This window comes from Agromyces italicus DSM 16388, from assembly GCF_000421545.1.
GTDB lineage: Bacteria > Actinomycetota > Actinomycetes > Actinomycetales > Microbacteriaceae > Agromyces > Agromyces italicus.
Map to the genome: position 1 here is coordinate 220,642 of NZ_ATXF01000007.1, position 13,732 is coordinate 234,373.

General features: G+C 71.4%; 13 protein-coding genes. 7 read left to right on the forward strand and 6 right to left on the reverse strand.

Going from position 1 to position 13,732, the window contains the following annotated elements; all coding sequences use genetic code 11:
- Window positions 1-54: 54 nt before the first annotated feature.
- On the reverse strand, window positions 55-1,140 hold the full coding sequence (locus tag H516_RS0111410) for a type I restriction enzyme HsdR N-terminal domain-containing protein (RefSeq protein ID WP_022889844.1): 1,086 nt from the start codon (window positions 1,138-1,140) through the stop codon (window positions 55-57).
- 226 nt (window positions 1,141-1,366) lie between these two features.
- Here H516_RS0111410 and H516_RS19775 point away from each other — a divergent pair, with 226 nt between their 5' ends.
- Genes H516_RS19775 through H516_RS19780 form a run of 3 tightly spaced genes read left to right on the forward strand, consistent with a single transcriptional unit; the run spans window position 1,367 to window position 4,832 of the window.
- On the forward strand, window positions 1,367-2,632 hold the full coding sequence (locus H516_RS19775) for an acylneuraminate cytidylyltransferase (RefSeq protein WP_022889845.1): 1,266 nt from the start codon (window positions 1,367-1,369) through the stop codon (window positions 2,630-2,632).
- On the forward strand, window positions 2,629-3,507 hold the full coding sequence (locus tag H516_RS0111420) for an N-acetylneuraminate synthase family protein (RefSeq protein WP_022889846.1): 879 nt from the start codon (window positions 2,629-2,631) through the stop codon (window positions 3,505-3,507). Before H516_RS19775 ends, H516_RS0111420 begins: the two co-directional genes overlap by 4 nt.
- The gene (locus tag H516_RS19780; protein ID WP_022889847.1) at window positions 3,504-4,832 is read left to right on the forward strand and encodes a DUF6716 putative glycosyltransferase; all 1,329 of its coding nucleotides are present in this window, start codon (window positions 3,504-3,506) and stop codon (window positions 4,830-4,832) included. The genes H516_RS0111420 and H516_RS19780 overlap by 4 nt, the downstream gene beginning before the upstream one ends.
- Window positions 4,833-5,004: 172 nt before the next feature.
- On the opposite strand, the gene H516_RS0111430 is transcribed toward H516_RS19780, so the two are convergent.
- Complete coding sequence (locus H516_RS0111430; RefSeq protein WP_022889848.1) at window positions 5,005-5,550, reverse strand: gamma carbonic anhydrase family protein; 546 nt, start codon at window positions 5,548-5,550, stop codon at window positions 5,005-5,007.
- 9 nt (window positions 5,551-5,559) lie between these two features.
- Entirely contained in the window at window positions 5,560-6,822 is a 1,263-nt protein-coding gene (locus H516_RS0111435; RefSeq protein WP_022889849.1) for an APC family permease, read from the reverse strand.
- 79 nt (window positions 6,823-6,901) lie between these two features.
- Between H516_RS0111435 and H516_RS19785 the strand changes: the two genes are divergently transcribed.
- Together H516_RS19785 and H516_RS0111445 are read left to right on the forward strand one after the other, a co-directional pair.
- A complete protein-coding gene (locus H516_RS19785; protein ID WP_022889850.1) occupies window positions 6,902-7,429 on the forward strand; it encodes a YbaK/EbsC family protein in 528 nt (175 codons plus the stop codon).
- Window positions 7,430-7,642: 213 nt separating this feature from the next.
- Window positions 7,643-8,248: a helix-turn-helix domain-containing protein gene (locus H516_RS0111445; protein WP_084620650.1), complete on the forward strand. Its 606-nt coding sequence runs from the start codon at window positions 7,643-7,645 to the stop codon at window positions 8,246-8,248.
- A gap of 7 nt (window positions 8,249-8,255) precedes the next feature.
- On the opposite strand, the gene galK is transcribed toward H516_RS0111445, so the two are convergent.
- Window positions 8,256-9,410, reverse strand: coding sequence for a galactokinase (gene galK / locus H516_RS0111450; protein ID WP_022889852.1), 1,155 nt, complete (start codon window positions 9,408-9,410; stop codon window positions 8,256-8,258).
- On the reverse strand, window positions 9,407-10,552 hold the full coding sequence (gene galT / locus H516_RS0111455; RefSeq protein WP_022889853.1) for a galactose-1-phosphate uridylyltransferase: 1,146 nt from the start codon (window positions 10,550-10,552) through the stop codon (window positions 9,407-9,409). Before galT ends, galK begins: the two co-directional genes overlap by 4 nt.
- Window positions 10,553-10,635: 83 nt before the next feature.
- Here galT and H516_RS0111460 point away from each other — a divergent pair, with 83 nt between their 5' ends.
- The gene (locus tag H516_RS0111460; protein ID WP_022889854.1) at window positions 10,636-11,487 is read left to right on the forward strand and encodes a DeoR/GlpR family DNA-binding transcription regulator; all 852 of its coding nucleotides are present in this window, start codon (window positions 10,636-10,638) and stop codon (window positions 11,485-11,487) included.
- Complete coding sequence (locus tag H516_RS0111465; protein ID WP_022889855.1) at window positions 11,484-12,416, forward strand: aldose 1-epimerase family protein; 933 nt, start codon at window positions 11,484-11,486, stop codon at window positions 12,414-12,416. The genes H516_RS0111460 and H516_RS0111465 overlap by 4 nt, the downstream gene beginning before the upstream one ends.
- A gap of 2 nt (window positions 12,417-12,418) precedes the next feature.
- Here H516_RS0111465 and H516_RS0111470 read toward each other — a convergent pair whose 3' ends face one another.
- Window positions 12,419-13,594 carry a MarP family serine protease gene (locus H516_RS0111470; protein ID WP_022889856.1) on the reverse strand — a complete coding sequence of 392 codons (1,176 nt, stop codon included), beginning with the start codon at window positions 13,592-13,594 and terminating at the stop codon, window positions 12,419-12,421.
- Window positions 13,595-13,732 lie beyond the last annotated feature (138 nt).

Below are 13,732 nucleotides of genomic sequence, written 5' to 3' on the forward strand. Positions count from 1 at the left end.
TCTCCTCGCGCCACGCACCTCACCGCGTGAGGGTTGGCGGTCGCTCCTCGAGGATCATTTGTATCGTGCGACGGCCTCGCGAATAGGCGATGCAAACTCGTAGATATCCTCGAGCCCGTCGATCGGGTACTTCGTTTCGACCTTGTCGCCGTCGAGCAATCCGATGTATTTCTGCTTCTTGGAGTTGAAATGCAGCCGGGCGATGGGCTTGCGGTTGTTGTCATCCAGCAGGATCGCGAAGTACGACTTCGAGTCCCGCTGAGAGACTCGCTGAGGTTTGACATCGCTACAGGCGATCGCCTTGACGATCTGGTACGCCTCGAGTTCCTCGAGCGTCGTTTCGATCTCGGTATCACGATCGAGATCCTCGGCCGAAGGGTCTTGGCTCGTCACGGTGGTTGGAGCTTCCTCGGTGGCGTAGGTTCCGCCCCGGAGGGCTGCCTTCAGTCGCTCGTTGACCTGATCGTTCAAGAACTGCGCTGCCGCCTTTTTGACGAGCGGGGTGAACTGGTCGCGCACTCGCTGGGTGATCGCACCGTCGTATACCTGTGAGATGAACAGGCGCGACCAATCGTCCGACGGCGTGCGGAACTGTTCACCGATCGCGCGCTTGAGCTCTCCGATGTACTTCAGTTCGCCGGCGGCACTGATCACCGATTCGAGATCGAACGAATCCTTCGAGAGTTTCCGGAGCTCATCGACGAGGCTCTCATCGATGTCGAGCAGGTCGAGTACAAGGAACGGCTTCTCGTCCATGCGATTCGGAGCGTCCAGGTCTGTGAAGAAGTGATAGAGCCTGCCGTTGGTCAGTACCGCAATTCGCGCATTCGTGACGGCGAAGTACCGGAAGAGCTGAGACGCGTGTTCGATCTTGAGTCCGTTGGTGCCGGTCTTGCACTCGACGAGCATCTGAACCTCGCCGTCGCGCATGATCGCGTAGTCGATCTTCTCTCCACGCTTGATACCGACGTCTGCCGTGTACTCGGGCACCACCTCCAGGGGATCGAACACGTCGTAGCCGAGCACTGACGAGATGAAGGGCATGATGAACGCGTTCTTCGTCGCCTCTTCCGTCTGAATCGCTTCGCGCTGATTGTGAACCTTCTGGGCGAGGGCGTTCAGGGCGTCAGGGAATTCCATTGGATACCTCTCCGTAGCAATACGCGCGACTCTATCGAGAGCGACCAATCTGTCACGGCGGCGACTCGGCCTCGATCCACCCCCCTTTCAGGGGACGGCGCGTGAGGGCGTAAGCGCAGTCGGCCACCGATGTGCCCGCACCGCACGCTGTGTCACGAGGTGTCCGTTCACCCCGCCGCCACACTCGCGCCACCCCGGCGCCACCTCCGCTCCGTAGCCTGCCCGCATGGGCGAGTCGAAGATCGATCAGCACGCCGTCGCCGTCGCGATCATTCCGGCGCGCGGCGGGTCGAAGGGCCTGCCGGGCAAGAACCTGATGCGGCTCGGCGGGGTCTCGCTCGTCGGCCGTGCGATCGCCGCCGCGCATGCCGCCCGCAGTGTCGGCGCGGTCGTCGTCACGACCGACGACGACGAGATCGCCCGGGTCGCACGTGCCGCCGGGGCGACCGTCGTCGATCGACCGGCCGAGCTCGCGGGCGACACCGCGTCGAGCGAGTCGGCGCTGCTGCACGCACTCGACGAGCTCGAGGAAGCCCACGGCCCGCTTCCCGCCGTCACCCTCTTCGTGCAGGCGACGTCGCCGTTCATCGACCCGTCCGACCTCGACGCCGCCGTCGCACGGGTCGTGAGCCATGAGGCCGACAGCGTCTTCGCGGCGGTCGAGAGTCACGCGTTCGTGTGGCGCGCCGCCGGAGACGGGTCGGTGTTCGGCGCCAACCACGATGCCGCGGTGCGCCGCCGCAGGCAGGAGCGCGAACCCGAGTTCCGCGAGACCGGGGCGTTCGTCGCGATGCGGACGGCGGGGTTCCGCGCCGCACGGCACCGTTTCTTCGGCCGGATCGCGTCGCAGGTCGTGCCCCAGCTGCACGGCATCGGCATCGACATCGACACCGCCGCCGACCTCGTCGTCGCGCGGGCGCTCGTCGAACTCATCGACCGGCCGGCCCGGGTCGTCGACGTCGATGCCGTCGTCACCGACTTCGACGGCGTGCACACCGACGACACCGCGTGGATCGACACCGAGGGTCGCGAACTCGTGCGGGTGAGTCGCAGTGACGGCCAGGGCGTCGCGCGCCTGCGCGCGGCGGGCGTCCCCGTGCTCGTGCTCTCCGCCGAGACGAACCGGGTGGTGACGGCGCGCGCCGCCAAGCTGCGCGTCGACGTGCTGCAGGGCATGCACGACAAGGCCCCGGCCCTTGCCGAATGGGCCGAGGCCCGAGGCATCCCGCTCGAACGCATCGCGTACCTCGGCAACGACCTCGGCGACCTGCCGGCCATGTCGCTCGTCGGCTGGCCGCTCGCCGTCGCCGACGCGGTGCCCGCCGTGCGCGACGCCGCCCGCCTCGTGCTCGAGGCCCGCGGCGGCGAGGGCGCGGTGCGCGAGCTCGCGGACCTCGTGCTCGCGGCACGCGAGGGCGCGCCTGGAGACGGCGCCCCGGCCGCACCCCGACCGACCACCACCACGTCAGCACCGCAGGGAGCCCTCGCATGAACACCGTCCGCATCGGCCGATCGATGATCGGCCCCGGCCAGCCCGTCTACGTCATCGGCGAGATCGGCCTGAACCACAACGGCGACGTCGAGATCGCCAAGCGCCTCATCGACGTCGCCGTCGAGGCGGGCGCGCAGGCCGTCAAGTTCCAGAAGCGCACGCCCGAGATCGCGACCCCCGAGCACATGCGAGACGTCTCGCGCGAGACGCCGTGGGGCACGATGAGCTACCTCGACTACCGGTATCGGGTCGAGTTCGGCGAGTCGGAGTACCTCGAGATCGCGTCGTACGCGATGCGCTCGGGGCTCGACTGGTTCGCCTCGCCGTGGGACGTGCCCTCGGTCGCGTTCCTCGAGCGCCTCGACGTCGTCGCGCACAAGGTCGCCTCGGCCTCGATCACCGACCTCGCCCTGCTCGAGGCGATCGCCGCGACCGGCAAGCCCGTCATCTGCTCGACCGGCATGTCGACGCTCGACGAGATCGACCGCGCGGTCGAGGTGCTCGGCACCGAGCGGCTCGTGCTCATGCACGCGACCTCGAGCTATCCGATGCCGCCCGAGGAGGCGAACCTGCGCACGATCGACACGCTGCGGAGCCGCTACCCCGGGGTTCCCGTCGGGTACTCCGGGCACGAGCGGGGCCTCCAGATCTCGCTCGCCGCGGTCGCCCTCGGCGCCGTCGCCGTCGAACGGCACATCACGCTCGACCGGGCGATGTGGGGCTCCGACCAGGCGGCGTCGCTCGAACCCGCCGGCTTCGAGCACCTCGTCCGCGACATCCGGGTGATCGGCGACGCCATGGGCGACGGCGTGAAGCGCGTGTTCCCGGGCGAGGAGGCGCCGCGCGCGAAGCTCCGGCGCGTGCCGGCGCTGTGAACGCGGCGACGCCTGCCGCAGCGGCCCCGACCGGGGCCCGTCGCCGCTTCGTGGTCGTCGCCGACTCGGACTCGTACGTCAAATGGGGCGCGGCGTTCGCGTCGCGACTGCCGGCCGGATGGGATGCCGAACTCGTCGTCGTCACGACGCCCGTGATGCCGAGCGACCGGCAGCTCGGCGCTGCGCTCGACGGATCGCGCTTCACCGCGAAGGGCGTGCGCCGGCTCGACCTGCCGTCGCTCGAGCGCCGTCTCGCCGCCCGCCGCCCCGATGCGGTGCTGCTCGCGCTGCGCGGTCCGTTCGTGCGGGTCGTCGCGCCGATCGTCGCGGCGCTGCCCGGGCGGCCGGTCGTGCTGAGCGGGTTCCCGGGACTGACGATCCCGGCGGCCGCGAAGGCGGTGGTCTACCGCGAACAAGTCGACCTCGTGGTGCTCCACAGTCGCCGCGAGGTGCGCGAGTTCGAGCAGCTCGCCGCGGGGCTCGGCGTGCCGGTCGAGTTCGGGCTCGCGACGCTGCCGTTCGTCACCGGCAGCGGGCCGGGGGCATCAGGCGGCGGGGATGCCTCGGCGCCGGCGCCGCACGACGGCGATCTCGTGTTCGCCGCACAGGCGAAGGTGCCGGTCGGCTTCGACGATCGGGTGCGGATGCTCGGCCTGCTGGCGGATGCCGCACGACGGCGTCCGACCCGCCGCGTCGTCGTGAAGGTCAGGGCGAGGCGGGGCGAAGCGCAGACCCACGCGGAGGTGCACGACTACGCCGAGCTGCTCGCCGATCCCGACGTGCGCGCCCGCCTCGGCGGTGTCCCGCCGAACCTCGTCGTCGAGGACGGACCGATGGCGAAGCACCTCGAGCGCGCCTCGATGCTCGTGACGGTGAGCTCGACGGCGGTGCTCGAGGCGGTGGGCGCCGGGGTGCCGGCGGTCGTCGTCGACGAGTTCGGGGTGGGTCCCAAGCTGATCAACACGGTGTTCGACGGCAGCGGCCTGTTCGGCGGCGGTGAGGCGGTCGTCGGCTGGATGGCACGGACTCCCGCGGACGGCTGGCTCGACGACAACTACTTCCACGGCGAGGCGTTCGACGACTGGGCCGATCGGCTCGACGCGTTGCTCGAACGGCGTGCGGCCGGGCAGCTGCCGGCCCCGGCGCGTCGGTACAACCTCGTCGGAGGGGCGGTGCGACGGGCGTTCGAACGCAAGCGGATGCTCGGCCCGTACGACCGGTCGGTCGCCGGAGCGCTGTCGATGGTCGTCGCGGTGCCGTCGCGCTGGGCGGTGCGCCGGGTGCGGGCGGTTCGGCGTGCGTTCGCCCTGCCGCTGGTCGAGTAGCGCCGACGCGGAGCGGCGACGCCCTCCGCTGGTTGAGTAGCGCCGACGCGGAGCGGCGACGCGTATCGAAACCTGGTGAGCCGGTCTCGAGACCTGCCCACCATGGTTTCGATACGCGTGCTCCTTCGTCGCGCGCTACTCAACCAGCGGAGTGGTGCTCCTTCGTCGCTCGCTACTCAACCAGCGGAGTGCCGGCGGTGTGCTCGCCGACGTGGGTGAGGTAGGAAGCGGCATTGCGGCGGATGCCCTCGCGCTCGGCATCGCTGAGTTCGCGGCGTACCTTCGCGGGAACTCCGGCGACGAGCGAGCCGGGCGGCACGATCGTGCCCTCGAGCACCACCGCGCCGGCGGCGACGAGGGAGCCCGCGCCGATGACGGCGCCGTTGAGCACGGTGGCGTTCATGCCGACGAGGCTGTCGTCTTCGACGGTGCACCCGTGCAGCACGGCGCCGTGGCCGACCGAGACGCGACGGCCGACGGTGAGCGGGTACCCGGCGTCGACGTGGCAGACGACCGTGTCCTGCAGGTTCGACGCCTCGCCGAGCACGATCGGCTCGGCCTCGGCACGCAGCACCGCGTTGTACCAGACGCTCGATTCGGCCTCGAGTCGCACGTCGCCGACGATCACGGCGCCGGCTGCGACGAACGCGCTGTCGGCGACGACGGGGGCGGCGATTCCGGCCAGTGGGATGAGGCGTGCGCTGGGATCGACGGACATGCCGACAGCCTATCGGCGGTCGCCGCGGCGTCGTCTGATCGCCCGCGTCGCGAGGCGCCAGACGATTCCGACGACGAACACGGCGACGCCGGCGACGATCGCGGTCTGGGGCAGGGTGACGACGAGCACGATGCAGCCGATCGCGCCGAGCACCGACAGCGCGCGGGGCGTCCGGCGTTCGTTCGCGGGTTGCGTGATGGCGGCGATGTTGGCGACGAGGTAGTAGCCGAGCACGCCGAACGACGAGAAGCCGATCGCGTCGCGCAGGTCGACCGTGAGCACGAGGGCGACGATCGCGACGGCGACGACGATCTCGGCGACGTGCGGCACCCGGTATTCGGGATGCACCGAGGCGAGCGGCCGCGGGAGCTCGTCGTCGCGGGCCATGGCGAGGGCGGTGCGGCCGATGCCCGCGATGAGGGCGAGAAGTGCGCCGAGCGCGGCGGCGGCGGCGCCGACGCGCACGATCGGGGCGGCCCAGTTCCAGCCGACCTCGTCGACGAGGTCGACGAGGGGTGCCGTCGACGACGCCAGGGCATCGGCGCCGAGCGTGGCGAGCAGCACCGAGCCGACGAGGGCGTAGAGGGCGACCGCGATGCCGAGGGCGATGGGGATGGCGCGGGGGATCGTTCGTGCGGGGTCGCGCACCTCCTCGCCGAGGGTCGCGATGCGCGCGTATCCGGCGAAGGCGAAGAAGAGCAGGCCGGCAGACTGCAGGATGCCGGGCCAGCCGGCATCGAGCAGCCCGTCGAGGGGGATGCCGCCCTGGAGGAGCGGGCCGGCACCGGCCGCGATGACGAGCAGCAGCACGGCGAGCACGGCCGCGACGATGACGCTCGCGGCACGAGCCGTGCGGGTGATGCCGCGGAGATTGACGGCGGCGAGCACGATGACGGCGACGGCGGCGACCGGCCGCTGCCATGCTTCCGGCACGAGATACGCCGCGAACGTCATCGCCATCGCGGCGCAGCTCGCCGTCTTGCCCACGACGAACCCCCAGCCGGCGAGGAACCCCGGCCATGCTCCGAGCCGCTCGCGCCCGTACCGATAGGCACCGCCCGACTCGGGGTATCGTGCGGCGAGCTGCGCGGTCGAGCTCGCGTTCGCGAATGCGACGATCGCGGCGATCGCGAGGCCGATGAGCAGTCCTTCGCCCGCTGCAGCGGCGGCGGGTGCGAATGCGGCGAAGACGCCGGCACCGATCATGGCCGCGAGACCGATCACGACGGCATCGCGCAGGCCGAGTCGGCGGGCGAGCGAGGGCTGTGGCACGGGCGAACTCTACGCCATCGGGATGTCGCGTCGACGACGCCGCCCGCCGGGCTCGCGACCACCGCCATAGGATCGGAAGATGAGCGCATCGCCGACCTCCCACGCCGCCGTCGACCGCGTCGCGGCGGCGCTCGCCGCGCAGGGTCTCGAGCCCGAGATCGTCTGGTTCGACGACGCCGTGACGACGGCCCGGCTCGCCGCCGACGCACTCGGCGTCGAGGTCGGCCAGATCGCGAACTCGCTCGTGTTCACGCTCGACGACGAGCCGATCCTCGTGCTCACTTCGGGCGCTCATCGCGTCGACACCGAGTGGTTGGGATCGGCACTCGGCGGCGTCATCCATCGCGCCTCGAAGGAGACGGTGAAGCAGGCGACGGGACAGGTGATCGGCGGCGTCGCACCGCTCGGCCACCCCGCGCCGGTACGCACGATCGTCGACACCGACCTCGCCGCATTCCCCGTCGTCTGGGCCGCCGCCGGTCACGCCAAGACCGTGTTCTCCACCACCTTCGACGATCTCGTGCGCATCACCCGCGGCACGCCCCACGCAGTCGAGCCCGCCGCCCTCCCCATCGTCGAGCCCGCCGCTGTCCGCGAACGGTCCTGATCGACAACGGATCCGGCGATCCCCGCTCCCGGGTCTCGCTGTGATTCCGCCTTCGTCGGCCCGCCTCCGAGTACTACGTCACTGCCCCGCGAGGCGGGGCAATGACGTAGTACTCGGAGGGTGCAGTCGGGTCGCGGCACGGTGCGCCGGACTCGGTGTCGGCGGATTGGTGCAGACTCGGCGCATCATTCCGCGGTGACCGAGGAGGCTCGAATGGATGGCGTGGTCGGTGCGACGCTCGAGACGGCCGGGATCGTGCTGCGTGTGCGTCGGGAGTTGGATGTGAGCCAACGCGAACTGGCGGCGATGATCGGGGTCGGGCACAGCACGGTCGCGCGCATCGAGGCATCACAGGTCGACATCGGACTCGCCGCGTTCCAGCGATTGATCGCGCTCGCCGGGATGCGCGTCTCGGTGTTCGACGCGGATGGCGAGGAGGTCGTCCCGGTGCCGCAGGACGCGATCCGCGACAATGCGGGTCGACGCATGCCGGCTCACCTCGACGTGAGGTCGCCGGAGGATGTGCCGCGGTCGAAGCTGGCGGATGTCCGCTACGACCGCGCCGAGCCGACCGGCTGGTACCACCACAGGGCTGCGCGAGACGAGCGGCGTTCGAGACTCGGACTCACCGCCGGAGACGACCACCCGACTCGGAGTTCGATGCAAGCGGAGGCTCGTCGCCGGCTGGTCGAGCGACTCGAACACGCCAAGCGGCTTGCGGAGCGAGACCTGATGACACTGGGGGATTGCGTCTGTCTCTCCGCCTGCTGGGAGTCGGGCGATTGCACGGGCGACTGTCGTTGCGATTGCGGCGCTTGAGCGAGGCCTACGCGTCGCGGCGGGCGCCCTCCGATGCGCGAACAGTGAAGACGACCGGCTCGCGGTAGCCGTGATCGGCGAAGGCCGCGGCCACCGCGCGGGTCACGTCGGGCACCAGGGCGTCGGGGACGAGTGCGATCGCCGATCCGCCGAACCCGCCACCCGTCATGCGGGCGCCGATCGCGCCCGACGACTGCGCCGTCGAGACGGCGAGGTCGAGCTCGGGCACCGAGATCTCGAAGTCGTCGCGCATCGACACGTGCGAGGCATCCAACAGCGCGCCGATCGCCCCCGCACCGCGCTCACGGAGCGTGCGCACCGTGTCGAGCACCCGCTGGTTCTCGGTGACGACGTGGCGCACCCGGCGGAAGGTCTCGTCGTCGAGCACCTCCGCCGCGCGGGCGAGGTCGTCGACACGTACGTCGCGGAGCGACTCGACGCCGAGCCCGCGGGCGCCCGCTTCGCACGACGCCCGGCGCGCGGCGTACCCGCCCGAGGCGTGGGCGTGCGTCACGCGGGTGTCGACGACGACGAGTGACAGGCCCTCGGCATCGAAGCCGAGCGGGATCACGTCGGCGTCGAGGCTGCGGCAGTCGAGGAACACCGCCGAATCGACCGCACCGAGCAGCGACGCCGTCTGGTCCATGATGCCCGTCGGGGCGCCGACCACGCGGTTCTCCGCGAGGCGTCCGACCTTCGCGAGCGCCGGCCGGTCGAAGCCGAGTCCCCAGTGCTCGTCGAGCGCGAGCGCCACGGCGCACTCGATCGCCGCCGAGCTCGACAGACCTGCGCCGATCGGCACGTCGGACGCGATGTAGAGGTCGACCCCGCGGGCGAGGTCGAGGTCGGCGCCCGACTCCCGCAGCGCCCACGCGACTCCGAGGGGGTAGGCGGCCCACCCCGACACGGCGTCGGGCGCGAGTGCGTCGAGGTGGATTTCGACGGCCTCGGGCTCGTGGCTCGTCGCAACGCGCACGACCCGGTCGTCGCGGTCGCCGAGCGCGACCGACGTGCGACGATCGATCGCGAACGGGAACACGAAGCCGTCGTTGTAGTCGGTGTGCTCGCCGATGAGGTTCACGCGTCCGGGCGCCGACCAGACCCCCGCCGGGCGCCTGCCGAACCACTCGGCGAATCCGTGGGCGGCGTCGGCGACGGTCATTCTGCGGCTCCCTCGATCGCGGCGCGCAGCGCCTCGGCCTGTGCTTCGGGCGGGACATCCCCGACCCATGCTCCCATCGCGGCCTCCGAGCCGGCGAGGTACTTCAACTTGTCGGCGCCGCGTCGCGGGCTCGTGAGCTGCAGCATGAGCCGCACCTCGTCGCGCCGCTCGTGCGCCGGGGCCTGGTGCCAGGCCGCGATGTACGGCGTCGGCGTGTCGTAGAGCCGGTCGACGCCGCGGAGGAGGCGGCGGTACAGCACCGCGAGCTCGTCGCGCTCGGCGAGGGTCGTCTCCGCGAGGTCGGGCACATGGCGGTGGGGGAGCAGATGCACCTCGATGGGCCAGCGCGCTGCGAACGGCACGAACGCGGTCCAGTGCTCGCCCGCGAGCACGACGCGGGGCCCGCCGCGCTCGCGGTCGAGCAGGTCGGCGAAGAGCCCGGGCCCGTAGTCGTCGATCGAGGCGAGCAGTCGCTCGGTGCGGGGGGTCACGTACGGGTACGCGTAGATCTGACCGTGCGGATGCCCGAGCGTCACGCCGATCTCACGCCCGCGGTTCTCGAACGGGAACACCTGCTGGACGCCGGGCAGCGTCGAGAGCTCGGCGGTGCGGTGCGCCCACGCCTCGATCACGGTTCGGGCGCGCGAGACCGTCTGGGTGCCGAACGAGCCCTCGTGCTCGGGGCTGAAGCAGACGACCTCGCACCGGCCGAGCGACGGCAGACGCCGTTCGATGCCCACGCGGCGCAGTTCGGCGAGCGGATCGGCGACACCTGCTTCGGCAAGGGCGGGCCCGAACGACGGCGACCGGTTCTCGAACACCGCGACGTCGTACCGGCTCGGAATCTCGGACGGGTTGCCGGGCGCCTGCGGCGCGAGCGGGTCGAGCTCGGCGGGCGGCAGCACGACCCGGTTCTGGCGGGCGGCGGCGATCGAGATCCACTCGCCCGTGAGCATGTCCTGCCGCATCTCGGCCGTTGCCGGGCGCGCGCCGAGTTCGCGCTCGTCGATGGCGCGCTCGGCGGGCAGGTCGGTGTCTGCGTCGTCGAAGTACAGCAGCTCGCGACCGTCGGCGAGACGTGTGCGTCGCACGGCGATGCGCGGGTCGACGGGGTGTCTGTCGGCGGGAGAGATCTCGGTCACGCCGCACACCCTACGCGACTTTCGTTTCGCAAACAAACTCCTTTCGTATTGCAAAGTGCGGCTCGAGGCCGCATGATTCCCGTATGAGCGACCAACCCCGGCTCGACGTTCAGGTCGATGCACCGCGCCGCCGCGAACTCGCGCGCGCGCTCGTCGCCGAACGCGGGTTCGTGCGCGTCGCCGAACTGAGCCGCGCGTTCGGCGTGACGACCGTCACCGCCCGTGCCGATCTCGACGCGCTCGAGCGCCGGGGACTGATCCGCCGGGTGCACGGCGGCGCGGTGCCCGCCGGAGCGCCGGGCGCCGCACGGCCCGAACGCGAGCCGAGCTTCGAGGAGGCGCTCGAGGCATCCGTCGAACCGAAGCGCCGCATCGGCGCGCACGTGGCCGGGCTCGTGCGCAGCGGGCAGAGCCTCATCCTCGACGTGGGCACGACGACGCTGCAGGTCGCCCGCGCCCTCACACAGCGCACCGAGCTCGACGACGTGGTCGTGTTCACGAACGGCCTCTCGATCGCCCTCGAGCTCGAGAGCGAGATCCCCCGGTTCCAGGTCGTCGTCACCGGCGGCACGCTGCGGCCCCGCCAGCACTCCCTCGTCGACCCGCTCGCCGGTTCGATGTTGCGCGACGTGCACGTCGATCTCGCCGTCATCGGCTGCAACGGGGTCGATCCGGTGCACGGCGTCACGAACGCGAACCTGCCCGAGGCGCAGGTGAAGGCGCTCATGCTGCAGCGGGCGGCGCGCGCCGTCGTCGTCGCCGACGGGTCGAAGATCGGCGAGGTGCACCTCGGCCGTGTCGGCCCGGTCGACGCGTTCGACGAGCTCGTCACGGATGCCTCGGCCCCGCACGCGGTCGTCGCCGAGCTCGAGGAGGCGGGACTCGCGGTCGTCACCGCACATGCGTCCGACGCAGACCATAGAGTTGGTCCATGACCCTTCCCACGGGCGAGCAGTTCGAGCTCGAGACGACGACGTCGAGCGGCGAGATCCGGGCCACCGTCACGGCCGTGGCCGCCGGGCTCCGCAGCCTCAGCATCAACGGCATCGACCTCGTTCCCGCGTACGGCGAAGACCAGTCGCCGCCGATGGGCGCCGGCATCGTGCTCGCGCCCTGGCCCAACCGCATCCGCGACGGCCGGTGGAGCCACGACGGCGTCGACCATCAGCTCGCGATCACCGAACCCGCCCGCGGCAATGCGATCCACGGGTTGCTGCGCTACGCGGAGTACACCGCGGTCGATCGCGAGCGCGACTCGGTGACGCTCGCAGCGCGCATCTACCCGCAGCTCGGCTATCCGTTCCTGCTCGGCACCGCCGTGCACTACGAGCTCGTCGCCGACGGCCTGCGCGTCACGCACTTCGTCGAGAACCTCGGCGCCGACGCGGCGCCCGTCGCGATCGGCACCCACCCGTACCTCAAGATCGGCGGCGTCCGCACCGAAGACCTCGTGCTGCGCCTCGACGCAGCGAGCCACATCGAGGTCGACGAGCGCCTGCTGCCCACCGGCGAGGTGCCGGTCGACGGCACCGAGTGGGACTTCCGCGAGGGGCGCCGGGTCGGCGACATCCAGCTCGACGACGCGTTCGGCGAGCTCGCGAGCGACGACGGCCAGGTGCTGCACACGCTGACGGCGCCCGACGGGCGGAGCGTGTCGGTGTGGGCCGACGACGAGTTCGGCTACGTGCAGGTGTACACCTCGCGCGCGTTCCCCGGCGAAGACGGCGACGTGGCGATCGCGATCGAGCCGATGACGGCGCCGGCCGAGGCGTTCAACTCGGGCCGCGGGCTGCGCTGGCTCGGCCCGGGCGAGGAGTGGCAGCTCAGCTGGGGCATCCGCTTCGAGGGCTTCTCAGCCGACTGAGCTCACGCGGCGCACGCCCCCGAATCGACGGCGTCGTCGAGGGCGGATGCCTCCGCCGCGAGCGGCGCGAGCGTCGAAACGGGAACCGCGAAGCCCACGGTCGCGACGGTCTCCGATCTCGCGAACACGACGCCCGCGACCTCGCCGTCGGCATCGAGCACCGGGCCGCCGGAGTTGCCGGGATCGACCTCGGCGGACAGGGTCATGACGTCGCGTGTCGACGACGCGCCGTCGGTCGAGATCGTGAGCGGCCCGCTCGCCGCGACACGGGCAGGGCGGAGCTCGAGCGGTCCGCCGAACGGGTAGCCCGCGACGGCGACCTCGTCGCCGACCGCGGGTTCGTCGATGACCAGCGCCGGGGCGTCGAGTCCGTCGACCGCGATGACGGCGAGGTCGTGCTCGGGGTCGAACGCGACGACCCGGCCGGCGACGGCCGCCAGGCCCGGCGCCTCGACGATCGGCTCGTCGACGCCCGCCACGACGTGCGCGTTCGTCACGATGCGGTCGTCCGAGACGACGAACCCCGAGCCCGAGACGTTGCTGCCGCACTGGAACGCCGTGCCCGTGATGCGAACGACCGATCGCGACGCCTCGACGATCGCGGGGGAGTCGACGCCGCCCTGCGGCGGCGGGTCGGTCGGCAGGGGCGTGTCGAGCACATCGACGAGCCAGGGCAGCCCCTCGCCGAGCGCGGCGGCGCGCAGTTCGGCGAGCGCAGACCTCGCGGGCGGCGGCGTGACCTGGTCGAGCGCGCGCACGACGGCCGATCCGGCGACGGCGGGCGAGAGCACCGGCACGCCCATCGCCGAGACCCCCGATGCGACGAGCGCGACGACGAACGCGGTCACGAGCAGGTTGCCGAGGAGCCCCAGCACCCGGTCGAGCACCCCGAGCTTCACCCGGTGGGCGCCGCGGCGGAGCGCCCGTCCGGTGATCGCGCCGAGCCACGCCCCGAGCGAGAGCAGCACGATCGCGGTGGCGATCGCGACGGGTGCGCGCAGTTCGGGCAGCGGCATGAGCCCGGCGAGCCAGGGCATCACGAACCAGGCGGCGATGCCGCCCGCGACGAGCCCGATGAGCCCGGCCGCGGTGCGCAGCAGCCCGGCGCGCCAGCCGTTCACGCCGGCTCCGATGAAGACGAGCACGAGCAGGATGTCGAGCACGAGGCTCCAGCTCACGGGTCCTCCTCACGGTCGGGGTTCGATGCCGGTCGTTTGGAGTCCAGCCTGCGGCATCCGTCTCGGAGCAAGCTGAGGGTCGTCGGAACCCCACAATCGGCGCGGCGATGCGCGGGCCGTCGGTTACCCTCTGACATG